Source organism: Stenotrophomonas africana (genome assembly GCF_013004645.1).
Taxonomy (GTDB): Bacteria; Pseudomonadota; Gammaproteobacteria; order Xanthomonadales; family Xanthomonadaceae; genus Stenotrophomonas; species Stenotrophomonas africana.
In genome coordinates this window covers 336104-360623 of sequence record NZ_JABEME010000004.1, presented here as the reverse complement: position 1 = coordinate 360623, position 24520 = coordinate 336104, and the positions used below count along the sequence as shown (strand labels likewise).

At 67.2% G+C, this 24520-nt stretch carries 18 protein-coding genes and 1 riboswitch; of the genes, 9 read left to right on the top strand and 9 right to left on the bottom strand.

Going from position 1 to position 24520, the window contains the following annotated elements:
* The 3 genes from HLA98_RS10195 to HLA98_RS10185 form a co-directional block, all read right to left on the bottom strand.
* The gene (locus HLA98_RS10195; protein ID WP_351159752.1) at positions 1 to 2244 is read right to left on the bottom strand and encodes a TonB-dependent hemoglobin/transferrin/lactoferrin family receptor; all 2244 of its coding nucleotides are present in this window, start codon (positions 2242 to 2244) and stop codon (positions 1 to 3) included.
* A 153-nt stretch (positions 2245 to 2397) separates the two neighbouring features.
* Positions 2398 to 2592, bottom strand: a complete 195-nt coding sequence (gene hemP, locus HLA98_RS10190; protein WP_005412278.1) for a hemin uptake protein HemP — start codon at positions 2590 to 2592, stop codon at positions 2398 to 2400.
* 293 nt (positions 2593 to 2885) lie between these two features.
* Complete coding sequence (locus HLA98_RS10185) at positions 2886 to 3857, bottom strand: aldo/keto reductase (protein WP_057501067.1); 972 nt, start codon at positions 3855 to 3857, stop codon at positions 2886 to 2888.
* 193 nt (positions 3858 to 4050) lie between these two features.
* Here HLA98_RS10185 and HLA98_RS10180 point away from each other — a divergent pair, with 193 nt between their 5' ends.
* Complete coding sequence (locus HLA98_RS10180) at positions 4051 to 5349, top strand: NupC/NupG family nucleoside CNT transporter (RefSeq protein ID WP_049448970.1); 1299 nt, start codon at positions 4051 to 4053, stop codon at positions 5347 to 5349.
* A gap of 25 nt (positions 5350 to 5374) precedes the next feature.
* The gene (locus HLA98_RS10175; protein WP_049414049.1) at positions 5375 to 6340 is read left to right on the top strand and encodes a ribokinase; all 966 of its coding nucleotides are present in this window, start codon (positions 5375 to 5377) and stop codon (positions 6338 to 6340) included.
* Between the two features lie 64 nt (positions 6341 to 6404).
* On the opposite strand, the gene HLA98_RS10170 is transcribed toward HLA98_RS10175, so the two are convergent.
* Positions 6405 to 7625 carry an MFS transporter gene (locus HLA98_RS10170; protein WP_057501057.1) on the bottom strand — a complete coding sequence of 407 codons (1221 nt, stop codon included), beginning with the start codon at positions 7623 to 7625 and terminating at the stop codon, positions 6405 to 6407.
* 92 nt (positions 7626 to 7717) lie between these two features.
* Here HLA98_RS10170 and HLA98_RS10165 point away from each other — a divergent pair, with 92 nt between their 5' ends.
* The 4 genes from HLA98_RS10165 (at position 7718) to HLA98_RS10150 (ending at position 11251) form a co-directional block, all read left to right on the top strand.
* Positions 7718 to 8635 carry a LysR family transcriptional regulator gene (locus tag HLA98_RS10165; RefSeq protein ID WP_057501066.1) on the top strand — a complete coding sequence of 306 codons (918 nt, stop codon included), beginning with the start codon at positions 7718 to 7720 and terminating at the stop codon, positions 8633 to 8635.
* 109 nt (positions 8636 to 8744) lie between these two features.
* Complete coding sequence (locus tag HLA98_RS10160) at positions 8745 to 9176, top strand: hypothetical protein (protein ID WP_057501056.1); 432 nt, start codon at positions 8745 to 8747, stop codon at positions 9174 to 9176.
* Between the two features lie 147 nt (positions 9177 to 9323).
* The gene (dusB, locus tag HLA98_RS10155; RefSeq protein ID WP_057501065.1) at positions 9324 to 10319 is read left to right on the top strand and encodes a tRNA dihydrouridine synthase DusB; all 996 of its coding nucleotides are present in this window, start codon (positions 9324 to 9326) and stop codon (positions 10317 to 10319) included.
* Positions 10320 to 10423: 104 nt separating this feature from the next.
* The gene (locus HLA98_RS10150) at positions 10424 to 11251 is read left to right on the top strand and encodes a methyltransferase domain-containing protein (protein ID WP_057501055.1); all 828 of its coding nucleotides are present in this window, start codon (positions 10424 to 10426) and stop codon (positions 11249 to 11251) included.
* 48 nt (positions 11252 to 11299) lie between these two features.
* On the opposite strand, the gene HLA98_RS10145 is transcribed toward HLA98_RS10150, so the two are convergent.
* The 3 genes from HLA98_RS10145 to olsF all read right to left on the bottom strand — a co-directional run bounded on the left by HLA98_RS10145 (position 11300) and on the right by olsF (position 14990).
* Positions 11300 to 12358: a metal-dependent hydrolase gene (locus HLA98_RS10145; protein ID WP_057501054.1), complete on the bottom strand. Its 1059-nt coding sequence runs from the start codon at positions 12356 to 12358 to the stop codon at positions 11300 to 11302.
* Between the two features lie 119 nt (positions 12359 to 12477).
* A complete protein-coding gene (locus tag HLA98_RS10140; protein WP_049448987.1) occupies positions 12478 to 13278 on the bottom strand; it encodes a UDP-2,3-diacylglucosamine diphosphatase in 801 nt (266 codons plus the stop codon).
* Positions 13275 to 14990 carry a bifunctional ornithine lipid synthase OlsF gene (olsF, locus tag HLA98_RS10135; RefSeq protein WP_057501053.1) on the bottom strand — a complete coding sequence of 572 codons (1716 nt, stop codon included), beginning with the start codon at positions 14988 to 14990 and terminating at the stop codon, positions 13275 to 13277. Before olsF ends, HLA98_RS10140 begins: the two co-directional genes overlap by 4 nt.
* A gap of 335 nt (positions 14991 to 15325) precedes the next feature.
* On the opposite strand from olsF, the gene metK reads away from it, so the two are divergent.
* Positions 15326 to 16537 (top strand): methionine adenosyltransferase, encoded by a 1212-nt coding sequence (metK, locus tag HLA98_RS10130; RefSeq protein ID WP_005408103.1) that lies wholly within the window; start codon positions 15326 to 15328, stop codon positions 16535 to 16537.
* A gap of 140 nt (positions 16538 to 16677) precedes the next feature.
* The gene (locus HLA98_RS10125; RefSeq protein ID WP_014036006.1) at positions 16678 to 17184 is read left to right on the top strand and encodes an acyl-CoA thioesterase; all 507 of its coding nucleotides are present in this window, start codon (positions 16678 to 16680) and stop codon (positions 17182 to 17184) included.
* A 59-nt stretch (positions 17185 to 17243) separates the two neighbouring features.
* Here the strand turns inward: HLA98_RS10125 and ppc are convergent, their stop codons facing one another.
* Entirely contained in the window at positions 17244 to 19955 is a 2712-nt protein-coding gene (gene ppc, locus HLA98_RS10120; protein WP_057501052.1) for a phosphoenolpyruvate carboxylase, read from the bottom strand.
* Between the two features lie 242 nt (positions 19956 to 20197).
* Entirely contained in the window at positions 20198 to 22714 is a 2517-nt protein-coding gene (locus HLA98_RS10115; protein WP_057501051.1) for a S9 family peptidase, read from the bottom strand.
* Positions 22715 to 22834: 120 nt separating this feature from the next.
* Positions 22835 to 22918: riboswitch (S-adenosyl-L-homocysteine riboswitch) on the top strand.
* A gap of 36 nt (positions 22919 to 22954) precedes the next feature.
* On the opposite strand from HLA98_RS10115, the gene ahcY reads away from it, so the two are divergent.
* A complete protein-coding gene (ahcY, locus tag HLA98_RS10110) occupies positions 22955 to 24400 on the top strand; it encodes an adenosylhomocysteinase (RefSeq protein WP_004154241.1) in 1446 nt (481 codons plus the stop codon).
* Positions 24401 to 24520 lie beyond the last annotated feature (120 nt).

Here is a 24520-nt window from a genome sequence, read left to right as displayed (position 1 = left end):
TCACCAGGAAACGGCAAGGCTGGCGGAGAAGGTGCGGCCCGGGCTGCTGTAACGATCGCTCAGTGCGCGATTGGTGATCAGGCTCGGGGTGATCGACGACCATTCGATGTAGCGCTTGTCGGCCAGGTTGAACACGCCGACATTGAAGGTGGCACCCGGTGCGAAGTTCCAGTGCGCCATCAGGTCCAGCACGCCGTAGCCGGCCGGCTGGTAGACGAACGGCGCCGGTGCGTTCGGATTGGTCTGCGCAGCAGGCGGCGGCAGGCGGTTCTTGCGTTGTACGAAGGTGCCAGCCAGTTCGACGCCCCAGGTATCGGTGTCGTACATCAGGCCCAGCGTGCCGCGTAATGGGTCGACCGAGGCCAGCGGTTCGTCATCGGTCCGGTTGTCACCACGCGACCATGCCAACGCACTGCGCAGCGCCCAGCCCTTCAGCGCCGGGCTGAGTTCGCCGAACTCGATGCCGGCCTTCATTTCCGCGCCGTAGATGCGCGCGTCGGCGATGTTCTGCGACTGGAACACCATCAGGCCCTGTGCGTTGCGGCCAGTGTTGACGTTGGACTCGATGAAGTCCTTGTAGTCGTTGTAGTAGCCGCTGACGCTGACGTACGCCGCCGGTGCGATGAAGCGCAGGCCCAGCTCGTAGCCGTCGCTGGTTTCCGGCTTCAGGTCCGGGTTGGCGATGGCGGTGTAACCGAAGGCCACGTTGGTCAGGCCGATGTTGACGTCGTTGTAGGGCGGCGAACGGAAGCCACGCGCATAACCGGCGAACAGCGACCACTGGTCGGTGAAGCGCCAGACCATGCCCAGCTTCGGCGACACGCTGGTCTTCTTCAGCTGCGCCACGGCCGTGGTCGGGTTGTCTTCGGCGAAGATGCTGTCCACTTCCGGCTTCAGCTCATAGCGGTCCACGCGCACGCCCGGCACCAGCGACAACCGGCCATCGGCAAAACGCATCTCATCCTGTGCATACAGGCCCAGCTCGGTGGTCTTGCTGATCGGGAAGTCACGCACCGGGAAGGTGTCCGGCAGCACCGTGTTGCTGACCACGCCAGCCTTGCTGACCTGGTAGCCGTCGCGCTTCTGGCGGATCTCGGTACGGGTGCCTTCGAAACCGTAGGTCAACGCGTGCTCGATGCTGCCGGTGGTGAACGCCTTGTTGAACTGCGCCTGCAGGCCATAGGCATGCTGGTCGAAGGAGAACACGCGGTGGCGGCGGCTGCCGTCGGTGCGGGTCTCGTCGGTCTGCTGCCGGGTCTCGCTGTTCTGCGCGTACGCCTGCCAATGCAGGCTGTCGGCGAACGGCTGGTCCAGCGCATCCATCTCGTGGGCGAAGGAGATGCGGGTGCGCTTCTGGGTGTCGTGGGACGTCATGCCAGTGGCCGCAGCCGTCGCGCCCGGCCGCGGCGCAACGCTGGCGATCGCCGACAGCACGTTGGTATCGGTGGTGTCTTCGTTGCCTTCCACGGTCAAGCGGAAGCGCTGGTCTTCACTCGGTGCATAGACCAGCTTGCTGAGCAGGCTTCGGCCGTCGCGATCCTGCGGATTGGACGCGGTGCGGGTGTCGTTGTCGCTGCGTACCGTGCCCTTGTTGTCCGTTTCCTGGCCCTGGTGGTGGTTGACGTTGACCAGGCCGCTCCAGTGGTCGCCACCAAAAGCGGCCGTGGCACCGCCGAGCAGGCCCTTCCACTCGCCGTCGTAGCCGAACTTCAGGCCGAAGTAACTGTTCTTGCCGTCCTTGAGGTAGTCGGCCGGGTCCTTGGTCACGAACGCGACCACGCCACCGAGTGCATCGGAGCCGTACAGCGAACTGGCCGGGCCACGCACGATCTCCACGCGCTTGAGCGTATCGAGGTCGGTGAAGTTGCGGTTGGAACTGGCGAACGCACCGATGTCGAACCGGGTCGGCATGACGATGCCGTCGGTCTGGATGCGCACGCGGTTGCCGTCCAGGCCACGGATGCGGAAACCATCCAGGCCGAAGCGGGTCGCGCTGCGGGTAACCGACAGGCCCGGCTCGTAGCGCACCAGATCCTTGATGTCCTGCACCAGGTGCCGGTCCATCTGCTCACGGTCGATGACGTCCACGGTGGCCGCCACGTCACTCACGGCCCGCTCGGTGCGGGTGGCGGTGACCTGCACCCGATCGAATTCGCGCGCATCGGGCGCGGCAGTGGCAGCGGCATGGGCGGACAGCGGCAGCGCCATCCAGACAGCAAGGCAAAGGGAGGTATGGCGGGTCATCGGGTTCGTTCGGTCAGGCAGGGGAACCCCCGGTTACCGGCACACCTGGAAGGTGCACGCGGTAGACCGAGGGGGAGAGAGCGGGAGCGGACGGGTCGCCCACCCTGTCGGCGCTGCCGGCAGGAGGGAGGGAGGCGGGCGACCAGACCGCGATTACTTGGTCAGGATCAGCTTGTCGTTGCTGGTGTGCCGCAGGCGATAGAAGCGGTCGCCGTGCTGGATCAGGATTTCACGACGGCCCTTGAGCAGGGCTTCGCTGTCGATGACCTCTTCCGGCGGAACGACACGGACGGGACGATCGCGGAGGGTCAGCGTTTCGGGGCGCAGCAGTACAGGTTGAGCATTCATGAGCATCTGGACTCGTGCGAGGGACGAGTTAAATGATAATGATTCTCAGTTGACAATCAACAACCATTCTCACTTTCATTGATGAGATTAATGATCGAATTCCGAAATTCGATAGATCGCATCAATTAAATGGCGAGGCAGGTATGTAGAGTCGACTGTTAGTCGACTGCTGTTGCTCGAAGCAGTCGGTTATTCGAAGCAGTCGACTAACAGTCGACTCTACCGTTCCCGTTCCTGTTCCCTCGGCCAAGGCGGCCCGACCGAGGCCCCCGAGGCCCGGTCGGCCCCAGGGTTCAGGCGAAGACGGCTTCGACCTGCGCCCAGCCGCCCGCGTCGACCTGCTCCAGCACGTCCAGTGCCTTCAGGTTCTGCAGCAGCTGGCTGACCCGGCTGGCGCCGAGGATCACGCTGGAAACGTTCGGGTTGCGCAGGCACCATGCAATGGCCAACGTGGCAGGGGCGTGCCCCAGCACGCGCGCCACCTCGCTGAAACGACGCACCTGGGCCAGGCGGGCCTCGGTGTCGTCCCCCAGCACCAGATCCTGCAGCCACTCCATGCCTTCCCGCCCCAGCCGAGCGTCGGCCGGGATGCCCCGGTCGTACTTGCCGGTGAGCAGGCCCGAGGCCAGCGGCGAGAAGATGGTGGTGCCCAGGCCAGCGCGGGCGTACAGCGGCGCATACTCGACCTCGACGCGTTCGCGGTGCAGCAGGTTGTACTGGGGCTGCTCCATCGACGGGCCCTGCAGGTTGCGCGCCTCGGCGATGTCCAGCGCCTGCTGGATCTGCACCGCCGACCATTCCGAGGTGCCCCAGTAGAGGATCTTTCCCTGGCGCACGAGAGTGTCCATGGCGTGCACGGTCTCGGCAATCGGTGCATCCGGATCCGGGCGATGGCAGTAATAAAGGTCCAGGTAGTCCACCCGCAGGCGCTTGAGCGCGGCGTGGCAGGCGTCGGTCACGTGCTTGCGCGACAGGCCGCGCTGGGTCGGCCGCGGGTCCTTGGCGCTGCCGAAGAACACCTTGCTGGACACGCAGAAGCCGTCGCGCGGCAGGCGCAGGTCGGTGATCACGTCACCCATGACCTGTTCGGCGCGGCCGTTGGCATAGCCCTCGGCGTTGTCGAAGAAGTTGACGCCATGATCCCAGGCGGCGGCCACGAGGTTGCGGGCCTCATCGCGCGGGACCTGGTCGCCGAAGGTCACCCAGGCGCCGAAGGACAAGGCTGAAATCGGCAGGCCGGTGGAGCCCAGGCGACGGTATTGCATGCGAATCTCCTGTTGCGGGCCCGCATCCGGGCCGGGATCGAACCCCATTCTACCTGCCGCCGCCAGGCGCAAGCCCTTGCCGTTGCTGGCCTGATCGGTACCGTTGGCCGCGCACACGCTGCTTTTTCTTGCCCCGGCCCCTGCCCTGCACTAGGCTTCCCGTTTTTCGCGACGCCCCAGGGGAGTCACTCACATGGTCGAAGGTTTGGGCAGGATCGGCTTCGGCCTGTTCGGGTTGGCGGTGCTGATCGGCATCACCTGGTTGTTTTCCAATAACAAGCGCGCGGTTGACTGGAAGCTGGTTGCCACCGGTATCACCCTGCAGATCGCCTTCGCGGCGCTGGTGATCCTGGTGCCGGGCGGACGCGATGTGTTCGATGCGCTGGGCAAGGGCTTCGTCAAGATCCTCAGCTTCGTCAACGAGGGCTCGGGCTTCATCTTCGGCTCGTTGATGGATACCAAGAATTACGGCTTCATCTTCGCCTTCCAGGTGTTGCCGACCATCATCTTCTTCTCTGCGCTGATGGGGGTGATGTACCACCTCAACATCATGCAGGGCATCGTGCGCGTGATGGCCTGGTCGATCACCAAGGTGATGCGCGTGTCGGGTGCGGAAACCACCAGCGTCTGCGCCAGCGTCTTCATCGGCCAGACCGAGGCGCCGCTGACCGTGCGCCCGTACATCGCCAAGATGACCCAGTCCGAGCTGCTGACCATGATGATCGGCGGCATGGCGCACATCGCCGGCGGCGTGCTGGCGGCCTACGTGGGCATGCTCGGCGGCGGTGATCCGGCGCAGCAGGCCTTCTACGCCAAGCACCTGCTGGCGGCCAGCATCATGGCCGCACCGGCCACCCTGGTCGTGGCCAAGCTGCTGATTCCGGAAACCGGCACCCCGCTCACCCGCGGCACGGTGAAGATGGAAGTCGAAAAGACCTCCAGCAACATCATCGACGCGGCCGCTGCCGGCGCCGGCGACGGCCTGAAGCTGGCGCTGAATATCGGCGCGATGCTGCTGGCCTTCATCGCCCTCATCGCGCTGCTGAACGCACCGCTGACCTGGATCGGCGATGTGACCGGCCTGGCCGCCGCCATCGGCAAGCCGACCAACCTGTCGACCATCTTCGGCTACGTACTGGCCCCGATCGCCTGGGTGATCGGCACCCCGTGGGCCGATGCCACCACCGTTGGTTCGCTGATCGGCCAGAAGGTCGTGATCAACGAGTTCGTGGCCTACACCGAGCTGTCGCAGATCGTGAACGGCCAGATCGCCGGCGTGAGCCTGTCCGAGGAAGGTCGACTGATCGCAACCTACGCGCTGTGCGGCTTCGCCAACTTCAGCTCGATCGCGATCCAGATCGGCGGTATCGGCGGCCTGGCCCCGGAACGTCGCCACGACCTGGCCAAGTTCGGCCTGCGCGCCGTGCTGGGCGGTACCATTGCCACCTTCATGACGGCGACCATCGCCGGCGTGCTGACGCACTTCAGTTGAACCCTTGGTTGAGAAAAGATTCCCTATGAGCAGCAGTGTCGTTGTCGTCGGTTCCTTCAATGTCGATCACGTGTGGCGGTGCGAGTCGCTGCCGGCACCGGGTGCGACCATTGCCGGCCGTTACAGCACCGGCCCCGGTGGCAAGGGCTTCAACCAGGCCGTGGCGGCCTGCCGCGCGGGTGCCGACACTCACTTCGTGTGCGCGCTGGGCGATGACGCTGGTGGCGCCACCGCCCGTGAGCTGGCCGCGCAGGACGGCTTCGGCCTGATCGCCGAAGCCAGCAGCGAACCAACCGGCACCGCCGGCATCTATGTCGATGCCCGTGGCCGCAACACCATCGTGATCGGCCCGGGTGCCAATGCCGCGCTCAGCACCGACTTCCTGCAACAGCAGCAGGCCCTGCTGACCAGCGCCAAGGTGGTGCTGGTGCAGCTGGAATCGCCGGTGCAGACCATCGAAGCGGCACTGGCCACGGCCCGCGAGGCCGGCGTCACCACCGTGCTCAACACCGCACCGGCCGATGCCCCCTCGACCATCGGCCTGCTCAAGCTGGCCGACGTGATCACCCCGAACGAGACCGAGTTCGCCGCCCTGCTCGGCCGCCATGTGGGCGAGCGTGTGGATGCCAACGACGTCGCGGCGCTGGATGGCGCCAGCCTGCATGCGCTGTGCCGCAAGCTGGTCGGCAACGGCACGGTGGTGGTGACCCTGGGTTCGGTGGGCGTGTTCGTGTCGCATGCCGACGAGAACCTGCGCGGCGATACCCAGCCGTACTACCGCGTGGGTGCCGAACAGGTGCAGGCCATCGACACCACCGGTGCCGGTGACGCCTTCAACGGTGCGCTGGCCGCGTCGCTGGCGCAGGTGGCCGACGCCCCGTTCGCCCGCCACGTGCGCTTCGCCAACCAGTTCGCCGGCCGTTCGACCGAGAAGGAAGGCGCTGCTGCAGCCATGCCGCGCTTCACCCCGGCCGACGCTGAAGCAAAGTAGATCCACGCCACGCGTGGATGAAGAAGCCCGGGTGTGCAGACACCCGGGCTTTTTTGTTTGCCTTTCAATGAGGCAGATCGACGCCATGCATGGATGAACGAGACCGGGCAAGCCGCCGCAGCAGCAGGCCCGCGACGATTGCCAGCAGCGCCACGGCAGCGGCCACCACGCCCAGCGAGGCAAGCCCGAAGCGTTCGATGGCCCCACCTCCCAGCAGCGCGCCCAGGCCGATTCCGGCGTTGGCCGCGGACACATTCAAGGTTCCCGCCAGCGCCTGCGCCTGGGGCGCCGCACGCATCACCCGCACCTGGCACAAGGGGAACAACGCGGTATGCGCCACGCCCCACAGGGCCAGTGCGATGAGCACGAATGTGCCGTGGCCGGCCAGCCCGACACTGGCCAGCATGCCCAGCGCCAGCACCGCGCAGAACATCAGGGTCGCGCCCAGCGGCGCGCGATCGACCCAGCGCCCACCCAGTGCATTGCCGATCAACCCGACAGCTCCGAAGCCCATCAGCCACCAGCCCACCTGTGCCGCCGGTACCTGCATCAGCCGCTCCAGCACATCGGCCAGGTAGGTGTAGGCAGCAAACATCGCGGTGAACACCAGCACCGACAGCAGCACATGGCCCAGCAACTGCGGCTGGCGCAGCACTCGTGCCTGTTCGCCCAGCGCGCGCCGCGGTCCGGCCACGGTGTCCGGCATCCACACTGCCAGCGCGCCCGCCATCAACAGCGACAGAACGGCCAACAGCCAGAAGCTACCGCGCCAACCAAGGGCGTCGGCGGCCAATGTACCCATAGGGATACCGAACAGCATTGCGGCGGTGATACCCAGGTAGACCCGCGCGACCGCACGACCTCCCTGCCCTGCAGGAGCCAGCTGCGCGGCAGTCTCACTGGCGGTGCCCCAGAACACCGGCAGGGCCAGTGCCGGCAGCACCCGCGCCAGCGCCAGCAGCCACGACTGCGTGGCCATCGCGGCCAGCGCGTTGGAACCCGCGAACAACAGCAGGATGGCCACGAACAGGCGGCGCCGGCCGACATGTGACAGCAGCGCGGTCAATGGTGGCCCGGCCAGCATCACGGTGAACGCGAACAAGGTGACCAGCTGCCCGGCACGGGCAATGCCCAGGCCAAGGTCGCGCGCCAGAGCGGGCAACAGGCCGACGATCAGGAACTCGGTGGTGACGATGACGAAGGCGGACACCGCCAGCAGGACGACCGAAAGACGTGCGCGAGCGTTGGCGCGGACAGCGGCCACGGCGGAATCAAGGGAGGACATGGGCGGGCATCAGAACAGGGGCCGCCAGCCTATTTCCTCCCTGGATTCCGATTACTGCTATGTTTTCCGTCGATTCCGGACAGACATTCTCCATGCTTCCCACCGAGCGCCTGCGCGGCATCGAGGCCTTCGTCGCCACCGCCGATGCCGGCAGCTTCACTGCCGCCGCCGAACGCCTGCACCTGACCAGTTCGGCGGTGGGCAAGACCATCGCACGGCTGGAGGCGCGGCTGGGAGCGCGGTTGTTCGAACGCAGCACGCGCCGCCTTCGCCTGACCGAGGCCGGTGAGGGCTTCTACCGCACCTGCGTACGGGTGCTGGGCGAACTGGCCGATGCCGAGTCGGTGCTGGTCTCGCATGCAGACGCTCCCGTGGGCCGCCTGCGGGTGGATGCGCCGGCCACCTTCGGGCGCCTCAAAGTCTGGCCATTGCTGCTGCAGCTGGCCGCCGAGTTTCCGCAGTTGCACCCGCAGGTGACCTTCAGCGACCGCTTCAGCGACCTCGCCGAGGACGGCGTCGACCTCGCCGTACGCATCGGCGGTCCCGAGCCGCTCCCCGCCACGCTGGGCAGCCGCCTGCTCGGTTACGAATGCCTGCGCTTCTGTGCCTCCCCGGCCTACCTGCTTCGGCATGGCCAGCCCCGCTCGGCGGCCGAGCTGGCCGGGCATGACGGTGTGTTGTTCGGACGCGCGGACGGCAGCATCGGGCCGTGGCAGGTGGCCGATGGCGGGCAGCGCAGTACACCGCTGCAGGCCCGCGCGCGCCTGGTGGTTGGCAGCGCCGAGGCCCAGGTGGCGGCAGTCGAGGCCGGCTTTGGCATCGCGCAGCTGGCCACCTGGCTGGTCGATGACGCGCTGGCGCGCGGCAGCCTGGTCTCGATCCTGCCGTCGCTGGACTGCCGCGGCCTGCCGCTGCGCCTGTTGTGGTCGCAGGGCCGGCAGCGGCTGCCACGCGTGGACGTGGCGCTGGACCGTCTCGGCGCCGGGTTGCAGATCGATCCGCCGCGCTGAGGACAGCGCCATCACCGGCCGTCGCATCGAACGGCTGCGACTGCCGGTCGCATTGCCCACACCCTGCCCCTCGCCCACCATCCGCGCAGCTTCCTTGCACGGGCAGGACATGGACGGATTCCCCTGGTTGCTGGTCGCGGCCGCCGGCAGTGCCATCGCGGCCCTGCTGCATATCGGCTGCATCGCCTTCGGTGCCCCTTGGTACAGGTACTTCGGTGCTGGCCAGCGTATGGTCCGGCTGGCACAGGCCGGGCACTGGTGGCCGCCGCTGATGACCGCCGGCATTACTGCCGTGCTGGTGGCCTGGGCGCTGTACGCACTGGCCGCCGCGGGCTGGCATTCGCCGCTGCCGGCCAGTCGTCTGGTCCTGACGGGCATCGCCCTGCTGTTGCTGCTGCGCGCGGCGATGGGCTTTGGACTGGCGCTGCTCCGGCCCGGCTACAACGGCCGGCGCTTCTGGGTAGCCAGTTCACTGGTCTGCCTCTGCCTGGGGCTGGCCTTCGCGCTGGGGACCCGGCAGGCCTGGCAGAGCCTGAGCTAGCCGCCTACCATCGCCCGCCCTTGGGGGCGGCGGAAGCAACCGTCAAGCATCTGCTGATGCCGGTACGGCATGAGGTCGGTGCCGATGGGCCTGAACCGGGGCGGGGCTGACACGGCCGTACCGCCGCCCGCGCCCTACAATGGGCGCATGCAGATCGGCCCCTACACCATTGCCCCCAACGTCGTGCTGGCGCCCATGGCCGGCGTCACCGACAAGCCCTTCCGCCTGCTGTGCAAACGGCTGGGCGCGGGTCTGGCCGCCTCGGAAATGACCATCAGCGATCCGCGCTTCTGGAACACGCGCAAGTCGATCCACCGCATGGACCATGACGGCGAGCCGGCCCCGATCAGCGTGCAGATCGCCGGCACCGAACCGCAGCAGCTGGCCGAGGCCGCGCGCTACAACGTCGACCACGGCGCGCAGATCATCGACATCAACATGGGCTGCCCGGCCAAAAAGGTGTGCAACGCCTGGGCCGGTTCGGCACTGATGCGCGACGAGCAGCTGGTGGCACGCATCCTCGAAGCGGTGGTCAACGCGGTGGACGTGCCGGTCACGCTGAAGATCCGCACCGGCTGGGACTGCGACCATCGCAATGGCCCGCTGATCGCGCGCATCGCCGAGGACAGCGGTATCGCGGCACTGGCAGTGCACGGCCGTACCCGCGACCAGCACTACACCGGCCAGGCCGAGTACGCCACGATCGGCGAGATCAAGGCTGCGCTGCGCATTCCGGTGATCGCCAACGGCGATATTGATTCGCCGCAGAAGGCCGCCTTTGTGTTGGAGCAGACCGGCGTGGACGCGGTGATGATCGGCCGCTCGGCGCAGGGCCGGCCGTGGATCTTCCGCGAAGTGGCGCACTACCTGGCCACCGGCGAGGAACTGGCACCGCCGTCGCTGGCCGAAGTGCGCGACATCCTGCTTGGCCACCTGCACGCACTGCACGCGTTCTATGGCGAGCCGCAGGGCGTGCGCATCGCGCGCAAGCACCTGGGCTGGTATGCCAGGGACCGGCCGGAGAACGCCGCCTTCCGCGCCGTGGTCAACCGTGCCGAAGATCCGCAGAGCCAGATCGCATTGACCACCGAGTACTTCGACCGCCTGATCGGCGGGGAAACGGCGCTGTCTTCGGCGGCCTGAGCGTACGGCCCGCAACCTTTCCGACCACTTCGTTACGTAGAGTCGAGCTTGCTCGACTGAATTTCCAGAGCAGTCGAGCACGCTCGACGCTACAAGAGCCCACCATGACGCCGCCGATCTCTTCCCCGACCTATCTGCACGGCTTTTCCGGCACCGAGCAGCAGCGCCTGATGACCCAGGCACGCCTGCTGGAATCGAGCATCTTCGGCCAGATCGACTACGGCGGCGCGCGGCGCCTGCTGGAAGTCGGCAGCGGCGTCGGCGCACAGACCGAAATCCTGCTGCGCCGCTTCCCCGAGCTGCACGTGACCGGCGTGGACCTGAGCGAAACGCAGCTGGCCACCGCGCGCGAGAACCTGGCGCGCACGCCGTGGTGCAGCGACCGCTACACCCTGCAGCAGGCCGATGCCGGCGAGCTGCCGTTCGAGGCACGCAGCTTCGATTCGGCGTTCCTGTGCTGGGTGCTGGAACACGTTCCGTCCCCGGCACGCGTACTCAGCGAAGTGCGCCGCGTGCTGGCACCGGGTTCGCCGGTGTACATCACCGAGGTGATGAATGCCTCGTTCCTGCTCGATCCGTATTCGCCGCATATCTGGCGCTACTGGATGGCCTTCAACGATTTCCAGTACGACCACGGGGGTGACCCGTTCGTCGGCGCCAAGCTGGGCAACCTGCTGCTGGCCGGCGGCTTCCGCGATGTGCACACCGAGATCAAGACCATCCACCTGGACAACCGCGAACCGGCACGCCGCAAGACGATGATCGCGTTCTGGGAACAGTTGCTGCTGTCGGCGGCCGACCAGCTGCTACAGGCCGGCTCGGTGGACGAGGACACCGTGGAAGGCATGCGTCGCGAGTTCCGCCTGGTGCAGAACGACCCGAACGCGGTGTTCTTCTTCTCGTTCGTGCAGGGCCGCGCGACGGTGTATTGAGCCAACGCAGCACTGCCGATGGTCCCGCCATCCACGCATGGCGTGGACCTACGGGTGCGCGGCACCGGTCGCGGAGGCTGCCGGCTCGTGCCAGATGCGCTGCCACATCGCGGCAAGCCGGCGCCCGGCGTCGGCGCGCGCGGCGGGACTGCTGTAATCCGCCCGCACCTGCCCGGGCGTGATTGGCCGCCACTGGCCGTCGACCTGCTCAGCCACGACAAAGTTGAACGTGTAGTCCGGCTCCAGCCCCATGCGCAGGTCGCTCAGCACCAGCCGCCCGTCCAGCACCTGTGCTCGCATGAAGCCGCGATTGAACCACGTCAGCTGCTGCACCGCCGGGATGCGTTCTGCTTCGCGCAAGGCCTGCACGTTGGACGCGTGGCCTTCAAACTGCATCGGCCCGTGGTCGGCCACCAGCGAGCGGTCACCCACCACGTAGCCATTCGGTGTCATCGCCACCACCCGCCACAGCAGGGTGTTGAACGGCATCGGCACCGAGAAGCGCGGTGCATCGCCCAGGCCCATCGCCGCCAGGCTCTGCTGCGCGGCACGGTCGACCTGCGCTTTGGCGATCAGGCCCCAGCCCAGATAGGCACTGCTGAGCAGCAGGGCCACGCCCAGCACCTTGCCAGCCCAGGGGCGGGCACGGCCAAACCAGGCCAGCACGCAGCCCAGCAGCAGCCATACCGTGTAGCCGAGATCGATGATGAAGACGCTGGAACCCATCGTCGGGTGTGGCCGCAGCGGCCACCACAGCTGGGTGCCGTAAACGGTGAACGCATCCAACAGCGGATGGGTGACCAGCGCCAGCTGGATCGCCCAGAACCAGCGCATCGGTGATTGCGCGACACGGCCGTTGCCGAAGCGCTTGAACAACCACCAGATCAATGCGGCCACCCAGGGCAGCACCAGCAGTGAATGGCTGAAGCTGCGGTGCTCGATCATGTTCGCCACCGGGTCGGCGGCGGTGAAGCCGAGCCACAGGGCGTCGAGGTCCGGCAGGGTGCCAAGCGCGGCACCGGCCAGCAGGGCCGCGCGGCGGTGGCCGGGCGGGGCGATGGCAGCAGCGACGGCGCCGCCGAGCACGATCTGGGTCAGGGAATCCATGGGCCGATGCTAGCGGCTTGCAGGCGGTGCATGTAGAGCCGAGCCCATGCTCCGCTGCTCTTCGTTGGGCGCCACGTCAGCCGAGCATGGGCTCGGCTCTACAGGAGGACAGACGCGCGTTATGCTGCCTGCGACATCCGCGCGCCGGGCAGCTCCAGCAGCGTCTGGCCGTTGTGGTCGAGCAGGCGCAACGCGCCATCATGGTCTTCGGCCAGTGCGGTCAGGCTCTCCACCCAATCGCCGTCGTTGGCATAGACCAGGCCATCGCGTTCAATCAACGCAGCGCGGTGGATGTGGCCGCAGACGATGCCGTCCAGGCCGCGTCGGCGCACGTCGTCCAGCCCGGCCTGCACGAAGCGCTCGATGTAGCGTTCAGCGGCCCCGCTGCGCTTCTTCAGGAACTCCGACAGCGACCAGTAGCGCATGCCCAGCCGGCGCCGCACTGCATTCAAGGCCTGGTTGCCGGTGAGGATGCGGTAGTACAGCCAGTCGCCGAATTTCTCCTGCAGGCCACCGAAGTGGGTCACGCCGTCGTACTCGTCGCCGTGTGCGACCAGCAGCCTGCGGCCATCGGCGGTCACATGGATGGCGCGGCGGCGCACCTGCATCGCTGGCAGCATCAGCCCGCACACCTGCCGCAGCGAGGCATCGTGGTTGCCGGGAATGTAGATGATTTCGGTGCCTGCACGCCGCAACGCGTGCAGGGCCTGGATGACTTCGCTGTGCGACTGCCGCCAGTTGGCGCGGCGATGCGCCATCCACCACAGGTCGATGATGTCGCCGACCAGATACAACCGTTCGCAGCGCAGCTGCGAGAGGAACCCTGCCAGCTCGGTGGCATGGCAATGACGTGAACCCAGATGCACATCGGAGACGAACACTGCGCGCCGGTGTGGCGACAGGTTCGCCAGCGCGCTCATGCCGGCGTCCCCGCGTCGCGCAGGTAGCGTCTGCGCTTGTTCGGCCGGATCGCGCACAGATCCACTTCAATCAGGCCGTCGATCGAATCACTGAAGTCCGGGTCGACACCGAAGGCGAGGAAGCGGGCACCGCCTGGTTCGCACAGATCGGTGTACTGGCGGTACAGCGTCGGGACGCCAGTGCCGAGAGCGGCCAGGTTGGCCTTGAGCACATCGAACGCGGCGCCTGCATCCAGCTCGCCGAAACTCGGCGGCGCGGCGAAGTACTGGAACGGGCGGTTCGATTCGGCCAGGCCGGCGGTGCCGCTGTAATAGCGCTGGTAGTACGCCACCAGCTGCTCGCGCGCATCACGTGGCAGTGCCGCGCTGATCGACACCGCGCCGAACAGGTAGCGGATGCCCGGCCGGCATTGCAGGTAGGCGCCGATGCCCTGCCACAGGTAGTCCAGGCTGCGGCTGCCCCAGTAGTCGGGCACCACGAAGCTGCGGCCCAGCTCCAGGCCCTCGGCAATGTGGGTGATCGCATCGTCGGAATAGCGGAACAGCGACGCGCTGTAGAGCCCGGACAGTCCGTGCCGGGCCAACGCATGGGCACCGCGCATGATCCGGTACGCGCCGGCAATGCGCTGCGCGGCCGCGTCCCAGATCACGATGTGCTCGTACCGCGGGTCGTAATCGTCCAGGTCGCGGCTGCGCCCGGTCCCCTCGCCCACCTGGCGGAACGTCAGTTCGCGCAGGCGGCCCAACTCCAGCAGCAGCGGTGAATCAGCGGTACAGGTGGCCAGCAGGATCTGCTTGCCATCGGCGGTCTGGCCCAGCTGCGTGGCCGCCGCGATGCCCGCGGCGACCTGCGAGGGCGGCACCGGGGCGGCCAGCGGCTCCGGGCCTGCGCAGGCAACGGCATTACCGGCCCCACCATTGCGGCCCAGCGCATACAGCGCGCGGCGTACCGCCAGCAGCTGTGCGCCCGGGTCACCGCCCTTGCCCAGCTGCATCGGCTCACCGATGCTCAGCCGCAACGGACGGCCACGACGGGTGAACATCTCGCGCGCCAGCAGCGCGGTACCGGCCGGCTTGAACAGGGTCGAGGCGCCGTAGAACAGCGCCGAGTTTCGCGCTTCCACACGCACCGGCAGCACCGGCGCGCCGGCGGTACGGGCAAAGCGGACGAACCCGCGCTGCCAGCGGCCATCACGGATGCCGCGCAGCGACAGCCGCGAGACCTCGCCGGCCGGGAACACGATCACGCACTGCTCGGCAGCCAGCGCCTCCTCGACCGCATGCAGGCTGCCACGCTGGGCCTTGCCACCGAGGATGCGCACCGGCAGCAGCAGGTCCTGCAGTGGCGCGATGGCCCCCAGCAGGTCGTTGGCCACGATCCGCACGTCGCGGCGGATACGGCCAACCGCGTCCAGCAGTGCGAGGGCATCCAGTGCCCCGGAGGGGTGGTTGGCGACGATCAGCAGGCGGCCGGTGGCGGGAATCTTCGCCAGCGCGGCCGGATCCACCTGGTACTGGCCGTCGATGAATTCCAGGCCGGCGGCGACGAAACCGAATCCGCGCAATCCTGCACTGCGCTGCAGGAAAGCTTCGATCTGGTCCAACCGCGACCAGCGCCCCACGCTGCGCAGCAGCGGCCGCGCCAGTTGGCCTCGGCGGCCGTGGAACCAATCAGGGAAGCGTTGCTGGAGACGCTGTTCAAGTTCCTGCATGGCGGTTCCACTCATGCCCGGCGGCCGGATTGGCCGACAGCCTGCGCCCGGCAGGCGGCAGCCAGATGGCGGTTTTGGGGCAGAACGATGACCACGGGTCCGTCTTGTCGACAGGGACGCCGCTGGCGCGGTCGGGGGCCGCAGCGCCCACCCCGTTGTCACGCTGGTGGAACACTGGGCCTCGACGCTGGGCCCCAATCCCGGCCAGACGGCCCCTGCCGGGCCTACACGGGCTTAACCACCGGCAACCGGTACAGGTTCACAATGCACAGGCGGCGCACCCCGTGTATCATTCGCGCCCATCTTTCCATCCGAATCAAGGGATATTACGCCTGATGTCCAGCTATCTCTTCACCTCCGAGTCGGTCTCCGAAGGCCATCCGGACAAGGTTGCCGACCAGATTTCCGATGCGGTGCTGGACGCGATCCTGACCCAGGACCAGCGCGCCCGCGTGGCGTGCGAGACCATGGTCAAGACCGGTGTTGCCATTGTGGCCGGTGAAATCACCACCAGTGCCTGGATCGACCTGGAAGCGCTGACCCGCAAGGTCATCACGGACATCGGCTACGACAGCTCCGACGTCGGCTTCGACGGCGCCACCTGCGGCGTGCTGAACCTGATCGGCAAGCAGTCGCCGCACATCGCCCAGGGCGTGGATCGCAAGAAGCCCGAAGAAATGGGCGCTGGCGACCAGGGCCTGATGTTCGGCTACGCCACCAACGAGACCGACAGCTACATGCCGGCCGCGATCCACCTGTCGCACCGCCTGGTCGAGCAGCAGGCCAAGATCCGCAAGAAGAAGAACTCGCCGCTGTCGTGGCTGCGTCCGGACGCCAAGAGCCAGGTCACCCTGCGCTATGAAAACGGCGTTGTCTCGGCCATCGACGCCGTGGTGCTGTCGACCCAGCACGCCCCGGGCATCAAGCAGAAGGACCTCATCGAGGCCGTCCGCGAAGAGATCATCAAGCCGGTGCTGCCGGCCAAGTGGCTGCACAAGGGCACCAAGTTCCACATCAACCCGACCGGCAAGTTCGAGATCGGTGGCCCGGTGGGCGACTGCGGCCTGACCGGCCGCAAGATCATCGTCGACACCTACGGCGGCTGGGCCCGTCACGGTGGTGGCGCCTTCTCCGGCAAGGACCCGTCCAAGGTCGACCGTTCGGCTGCCTACGCTGCCCGCTACGTCGCCAAGAACGTGGTTGCCGCCGGCCTGGCCGACCGTTGCGAAGTGCAGGTTTCCTACGCCATCGGCGTGGCTGAGCCGACTTCGATCTCGGTCACCACCTTCGGCACCGGCAAGATCAGCGACGACAAGATCGAGAAGCTGATCCGCAAGCACTTCGACCTGCGCCCGTACGGCATCATCAAGATGCTGGACCTGATCCACCCGATGTACCAGCAGACCGCGGCCTACGGCCACTTCGGCCGCAAGCCGAAGGAGTTCAGCTACCTCAACGGCGAAGGCGAGACCGTCAACGCCACGGCCTTCTCCTGGGAGAAGACCGACCGCGCCGCCGCCCTGCGCGCCGATGCGAAGCTGAAGTAAGACAGACGAAGGGCCGCTCACGCGGCCCTTCTGCTTTCTGTAGAGCCGAGCCCATGCTCGGCTTTCTTTTGCCTGCGCCAAGAGCAGCCGAGCATGGGCTCGGCTCTACAAGAGCTACGCCACGCCGATACAATCGCCCCATGTCGACCGAACTGAAAACCCACCAGCTGTCCATGACCGTGCTGATGTCGCCGGAAATGGCCAATTTCTCCGGCAAGGTCCACGGCGGTGCGATCCTGCGCCTGCTCGACCAGGTCGCCTACGCCTGCGCCAGCCGTTATGCCGGCAGCTACGTGGTCACCCTGTCGGTGGACCAGGTGATGTTCCGCCAACCGATCGCAGTGGGTGAGCTGGTCACCTTCCTGGCCTCGGTGAACCACACCGGCACCTCGTCGATGGAGATCGGCATCAAGGTGGTGGCCGAGGACATCCTCAAGCGCAGCGTGCGCCACGCCAACAGCTGCTTCTTCACCATGGTGGCCGTGGATGAGGAAGGCCGGCCGACACCGGTGCCGCCTTTGCAGCCGGTCACGTCGGACGAGAAGCGCCGCCAGGCAGCCGCGCTGATCCGCCGCCAGCTGCGCCAGGAAATGGAGCAGCGCCATCTGGAACTGCTGGCGTCGAACCCGCCGTCGCCGGAGGAATGAGGGCGTGCGGGGCAAGCCCCACACCCACCGAGGCAGGTAGCGCCGGCGGATGCAGAAGGTCAGCCCGTGTTCTGCACGCCCTGCGAAACACCGTTCACGCACGCCACCAGCGCGCGCAGCAGCTCGTCATCCTCGCGTCCGCTGGCCCGCCAGCGCTGCAGCAGGTCCACCTGCAGCACGCTGATCGGATCGACGTAGGGATTGCGCAGGCGGATCGACAGCGCCAGCCGCGCATCGTGGTCCAGCAGCGTCTGCTGGTCCATCAATGCCAGCAGCCAGTGCCGGGTGAGTTCCAGTTCGCGCTGCACCAGCGGGAAGAAGCGCCCGTGCAGGTCGCCGGACAACTGCGAGAACTGCTCGGCGATGGTGATGTCGCCCTTGGACAGCACCATTGCGATGTCGTCCAGAAACGTACGGAAGAACGGCCAGTCACGCGCCATCCCGCGCAGCGTCTGTTCGTGGCCGGCATCAACCGCCGCCTGCAGGCCACTGCCCACGCCGTACCAGCCGGGGATCACCGCCCGCGCCTGGCTCCAGGCGAACACCCAGGGAATCGCACGCAGGTTGCCCAGTGCCGCGTCCTGGCCGAGCCGGCGCGAAGGACGCGAGCCCAGCGTCATCCGCTCGATCACGTCGATGGGTGTGGCGGTACGGAAGTAATCCATGAAGCCGGCCTGGCCAACGAACCCGCGATACACCTCGCTGCTGGCCGATGACACCACGTCCATCACCGGTCGCCACTCATCCTCGCGCGGCTCGGCGGCACGCGGGCGCAGGCTGGCGCGCAGCACTGCGCCCGTGGCCTGTTCCAGCGAGCGCAGGGCCAGCGCGCGGATGCCGTACTTGCGATGGATCACCTCGCCCTGCTCGGTCACCCGCAGGCGGCCATCGATGCTGCCGCGCGGCGACGCATCGACCGCGTGCGTGGTCTTGCCACCGCCACGGCTGATCGAACCGCCACGGCCATGGAAGAAGGTCAGGCGGATGCCGGCCTCGGCCGCCACCTCCAGCAGTTCCACCTGCGCGCGCTGCAGGCCCCAGCGCGAAGCAGCAATGCCACCATCCTTGCTGCTGTCCGAATAGCCCAGCATCACCATCTGCACGTCGTCGCGTGCTTGCAGGTGCGCGCGATAGATCGGGTCGGCCAGCAGGTCACGCAGGGTCGCGGTGCCGCGCTTGAGGTCATCCACGGTCTCGAACAGTGGCGCGATGTCGAGCGGCACCGCACCGCCCTCCTCTACCAAACCGCCACGGCGCGCCAGCGCCAGTACCGCCAGCACGTCGCTGCGGTCGTGCGCCATCGAGATGATGTAGCTGCCCAGTGCATCGCTGCCATGCCGCGCGCGCGCATCGGCCAGCGCAGCGAACACCGCATCCAGCCGCTGGTTGCCCTCGTCATCACCCTTGGGCAGCGTGTCTTCGCCGCTGGCGTGCGGGCCCAGCAGGCGCGCTCGGCCCAGCGCGTCCAGCGCCTGCCAGGTTGCTTCACCGCCCAGCACGGCGGCCAGCGCGCGCGCATGCACGCTCGATTCCTGGCGCACATCCAACCGCGCCAGGTGGAAGCCGAAGGTCTTCACCCGCCACAGCAGGCGCTGCACGGCAAAGCCGCCAGCATGTTCGCCGCGATTGGCGCGCAGGCTGTCGAGGATCAGCTGCAGGTCGTCGATCAGTTCAGCGGGGCCGGCGTAGGCGCCCTCGCCGTCATGCAGCGTCGCCTGCAGGCGTGCGCGCATGCGGTCGTTGAGCAGACGGTACGGCATGTCGGCATGGCGCGGGCGCGACCGCACCTGCGGCAGCAACTGCTGGTACTGCGCCACGCGTGCCTGCAATGCGTCGCTCACCCCTACCCGCTCGGTGGACTGGCTGAGCAGGCTGGCCAGCTGCAGCAGTTCCTTCTGATAGCGCCCGAGCACCGCCTGCCGCTGCGCATCCAGCGTGTTGCGGATGGTGGTGGCATCCACGTTCGGGTTGCCGTCCATGTCGCCGCCCACCCACGTACCGAAGCGCAGCAGGCGCGGCAGCGGCAGTTCTTCGCCGTAGGTATCGCGCAGCGCCTGCTGCAGTGATTCGTACAGCACCGGAATCACGCGATACAGCACCTGCACCAGATAGAAGCCGACGTGCTCGCGCTCGTCATCGACCGTGGGCCGCACTGGCGAGGAGTCGGTGGTCTGCCACGACGCCGTGAGCGCCATGCGGAAGCGCGCCGCATCGGCGGCGGCCTCGCCCGGCGTGCGCTGGCCGTCGAGGTTGTCGACCAGGCTGGCCACCATCAGCTGCTCTTTTTCCAGCAGCGCACGGCGCACGGCTTCGGTCGGGTGCGCGGTGAACACCGGTTCGATGTCGATGCGTGGCAGCCACTGCGCCAGTTCGTCCAGGCCCACGCCCTGCGCCTTCAGGTGCTGCAGCGCGTCCTGCAGGCCATCGGGCTGCGCACCTGCGGTACCGGCGCGCTGGTAGTCACGGCGACGGCGGATGCGATGCACGCGCTCGGCGATGTTGACCACCTGGAAGTAGGTGCTGAACGCCCGCACCATGGTCTCGGCCTGCTGCGGCGTGCGCCCGGCCAGGCCTTCGGCCAGCTCGGACAGGGGCGCCTGATTCTCGCGGCGGGCGATGGCGCGGGTGCGCACGTCTTCGACATCGTCGAGAAACGCGGCCGAAACCTGTTCAACCAGCAGGTCACCGACCAGCGCGCCAAGCCGGCGCACATCATCGCGAAGCGGAAGATCGGGAGAAGCAAATTCGATGCTGCTGCGGTACTCGTTCATCGGCGACGCACAGGCCTCGGTCAACGGATCCAGGCCCCAAGCCTAAACCAGAACGGGCGTCGTGCTGCGATGCAAAAATGGTTTCATCTGCACGCATCCGCAGCAGAAGCAGAAGCAGCCGAGCGTGGGCTCGGCTCTACAGACATCATCACGCGCTATACCGTGTAGCGCCGAGCCCATGCTCGGGCGGCGGCGCAGCCGCACAGGCGGCCCCTGTTGCAGGGGCCGCCCTCATGCAGGTATCAGCGCTTCTTCTTCGCCTTGCCCCGCTCGGCCGGGCCGATGGTCTGTTCCAGCCAGCGCTCGCTCTCGGCCAGCATGGTCATGATCGATTCGCGTGCGCGGTAGGCATGCGATTCGTTCGGCAGCATCACCAGTCGCGCCGTGCCACCCAGGCCCTTCACCGCGGCGAACATGCGCTCGCTCTGCATCGGGAATGTGCCGGAGTTGTTGTCGTCCACGCCGTGGATGAAGAGGATCGGATCCTTGATCCTGTCAGCGTAATTGAACGGCGCCATCTTCTGGTAGACGTCCTGCGCCTGCCAGTAGTTGCGCTCCTCAGCCTGGAAGCCGAACGGAGTGAGCGTGCGGTTGTAGGCGCCGCTGCGCGCGATGCCCGCCTTGAACAGGCGCGTGTGCGCCAGCAGGTTGGCGGTCATGAACGCACCGTAGGAATGGCCACCGATGGCGATGTGGTCGCGATCGGTCACGCCACGGCGCACCACTTCATCCACCGCTGCCTGCGCGTTGGCCACCAGCTGTTCGATGTAGGTGTCGTTCGGCTCCTTGTCGCCCTCACCGATGATCGGCATCGACGGGCTGGCCAGCACCACATAGCCCTTGGCCAGGAACGCCTGCGGGCCCCAGTAGCTGACCGCGTTGAAGCGGTACGGCGAATCGGTCACCTGGCTGGCCGCAGCCGCGCTCTTGAACTCACCCGGGTAGGCCCACATCAGCAGCGGCCGCGGGCCGTCGCGCTTGGGGTCGTAGCCCGGCGGCAGCAGCAGGGTCGCGGTCAGGTCGACGCCATCCTTGCGCTTGTAGCGGATCTGTTCCTTCTGCACGCCTTTCAACTGCGGCAGCGGATGGGCGAAGTGGGTCAGCGCGCGCGCTGCGGTACCCGCATCGGCCAGCGACTGCACGTAGAAATTGGCCGGCTCGTCCGGGCTCTCGCGGCTCAGCAGCAGCGAGCTGCCCTGGTTGTCCAGCAATGCCACAGGCAGCGAATAGCTCGGCGCCTGCGAGTGGAACAGGCGGGTGGCCTTGCCGCTGGCGATGTCGAAGCGGTCCACGAACGGACGGTCACCTTCCGGCGAAGCACCCGCACCAACCAGATACAGGCTGCTGCCATCAGCGCTGGTCTGCAGCAGCGAGCGTCCACGATCGTCGCTGGACACCTGCGGACGACCCGGGTCGGCGTAGCGGTCCTGCGCATCGCGGTCCCACAGGAGGCGCGGCTCGGTACCGGCGTTGTCCGGGGCGATCAGCCAGGTCCTGGTCTTGCGGGTCTTCCACCACGATTCGGTCAGCAGGGCCAGGTCACCGCGGCCCCAGCTGATGCCGGCCAGGCGGCTGCCAAGCTGGGCCAGCGTCACCGGCGGCTTGTCGAACGGCGCAGCCTGCATCAGTACCGCATCGCGCACCTTGGCGTCCCTGTTCGGGTCGCCGCCATCCTGCGCTTCGGCCCAGACCAGGGTTGCATCGGCATCGCCGCGCCAGCTGATGTCGCGCACGCCGGTCACTTCAGCATCGTTGCCGGTCGGCAGGCCTTCCACCAGTGGGCGCACGGCCACGGTGTGCACCAGCGTGCCGCTGGCACGGTCGATCACTTCAATGCGGCGCGGGAAACTGGTCACCGGCACCACGTAGGAGTACGGCCGCTGCACCGGCTGGCGCAGCACGAAGCGGCCATCCGGCGACACCGAGAAGCCCATGAAGATGCCGGCCGCGCCGATCGTGCGGATGTTGCCGTCCAGGCTGACTTCCACCGGCTGGGTAGTGGCGTAGTAGTCGAACTGGCGCGCGTCGGCCTCGTTCTTCAGCAGGTCCTGGTAGGTACGGATCGACACCACGCCGCCGCCCTGGCTGGTCTGCTGCACGGCCGGGCCGGTCGGAATGCCGTCGGCGGCCGGGGCCGCACCGAGGTTGGCCGGGCGGGTGAACACCACCAGGCTGCGGCTGTCCGGCAACCACTGGTAGCCACTGCCGATCACCGTGTTCAGGCCCGCGACCAGGCGGCGGGCGCTGCCGCCGGCCACGTCCACCAGCCACAGTTCATTGGCGCCACTGGCGCCGTCCACCTGGTTGAAGGCCAGCCACTTCTGGTCCGGCGACCACATCACACTGGCGATCGACAGCTTGGCCGGCAGGCCGCTGATCTGCCGTTCCTTGCCGTCGGCCACGTTCATCAGCCACAGCTTCTCGCCGAAGCTGAAGCGGCTGTCGGAGAACGTGCGCGGGTTGATGCGCAGGCCGGCCAGCTTCAGTTCCGGTTGCGCCACCACCTGGATCGACGGCAGCGATGGCATCTGCATCATCGCGGCCACGTCGCGGCGTGGCGACAGGTACAACGAGGGCGCACGGGGTGCGTCCACCACCGCCTGCAGCGCGGCCGAGGGCAGTTCGTAGCCGTTGACGCCCTGGGCCTGTGCGGCCGTGGGCTGCGGCGCCGCCGCCCAGGCCAGCGGGGCCACCGCCAGCAGTCCCATCGACAGGACCAGGCCGGTCCAGCGCCGTGTGCGGCGCGCGTGCGTGCTCATCGTTCCACCTGTGTGATGCGTGAAAACACCGACCTTAACAGGCCGTGCACGCCCGCCCATCTGCCGATGGTTGGGTCATCCGGATGTCATGCCGGGGCCGCGATATAATGGGGGTTCTCCCCTGCCGAGGGGCGCTGCGACCGGATCCCGTGAGGCCCGGCCAGGCTCGGTGAGGTGGCTTTGTAACAACGGCGCCCGGCTAGATGCGAGCACCCGCTCGCCCACAACCGGAGCACACGAATGAATGCTGTTGCCAAGACCTTCTCCACCGAAGGTGATTACAAGATCCGCGATATCACGCTGGCCGACTGGGGTCGCAAGGAACTGGACATCGCCGAGCACGAAATGCCGGGCCTGATGTCGATCCGCCGCAAGTACCAGGCCGAGCTGCCGCTGAAGGGCGTGCGCGTGACCGGCTCGCTGCACATGACCATCCAGACCGCGGTGCTGATCGAGACCCTGAAGGACATCGGCGCCGACGTGCGCTGGGCCTCGTGCAACATCTTCTCGACCCAGGACCACGCCGCTGCCGCCATCGCCGCCACCGGCACCCCGGTGTTCGCCTGGAAGGGCGAGACCCTGGAAGAGTACTGGGACTGCACCCTGGACGCGCTGACCTTCACCCTGGCCGACGGCACCCTGACCGGCCCGGAGCTGGTGGTCGACGACGGCGGTGACGTGACCCTGCTGATCCACAAGGGCTACGAGCTGGAAAACGGCAGCGACTGGGTCAACACCGCGTCCTCCTCGCACGAAGAACAGGTCATCAAGAACCTGCTCAAGCGCGTCGCCAAGGAACGCCCGGGTTACTGGGGCCGCGTGGTCAAGGACTGGAAGGGCGTCTCCGAAGAGACCACCACCGGCGTGCACCGCCTGTACCAGCTGGCCCAGGCCGGCACCCTGCTGATCCCGGCGATCAACGTCAACGACTCGGTCACCAAGAGCAAGTTCGACAACCTGTACGGCTGCCGCGAGTCGCTGGCCGATGGCCTGAAGCGTGCGATGGACGTGATGCTGGCCGGCAAGGTGGCCGTGGTCTGCGGCTACGGCGACGTCGGCAAGGGCTGCGCCGCCTCGCTGCGTGCCTATGGCGCGCGCGTGATCGTCACCGAGATCGACCCGATCTGCGCGCTGCAGGCGGCGATGGAAGGCTATGAAGTCAATACCATCGAATCGACCCTGGGCCGTGCCGACCTGTACGTCACCACCACCGGCAACAAGGACATCATCCGCATCGAGCACCTGAGCGCGATGAAGGACCAGGCCATCGTCTGCAACATCGGCCACTTCGACAACGAGATCCAGGTCGACGCGCTGGTGTCGTTCGCCGGCATCAAGCACGTCAACATCAAGCCGCAGGTGGACAAGTACATCTTCCCGAACGGCAACGCGATCTTCCTGCTGGCCGAAGGCCGCCTGGTGAACCTGGGCTGCGCCACCGGCCACCCGAGCTTCGTGATGTCCAACAGCTTCGCCAACCAGACCCTGGCACAGATCGACCTGTGGGCGAACAAGGACAGCTACGAGAAGAAGGTCTACCTGCTGCCGAAGAAGCTGGACGAGGAAGTGGCGCGTCTGCACCTGGAGAAGATCGGCGTGAAGCTGACCACCCTGAGCCAGGAACAGGCCGATTACATCGGCGTGCCGGTGGAAGGCCCGTTCAAGCCGGACCACTACCGCTACTGATCGTGCAGGGGTCGGATCCCTTTCCGCAGGAAAGGGCTCTGACCCTTGCAATGGAAGTTGAAAGAACGGGCGCCCTCGGGCGCCCGTTCTGCGCTCCGGCCCGGGGTCGGATCCCTTTTC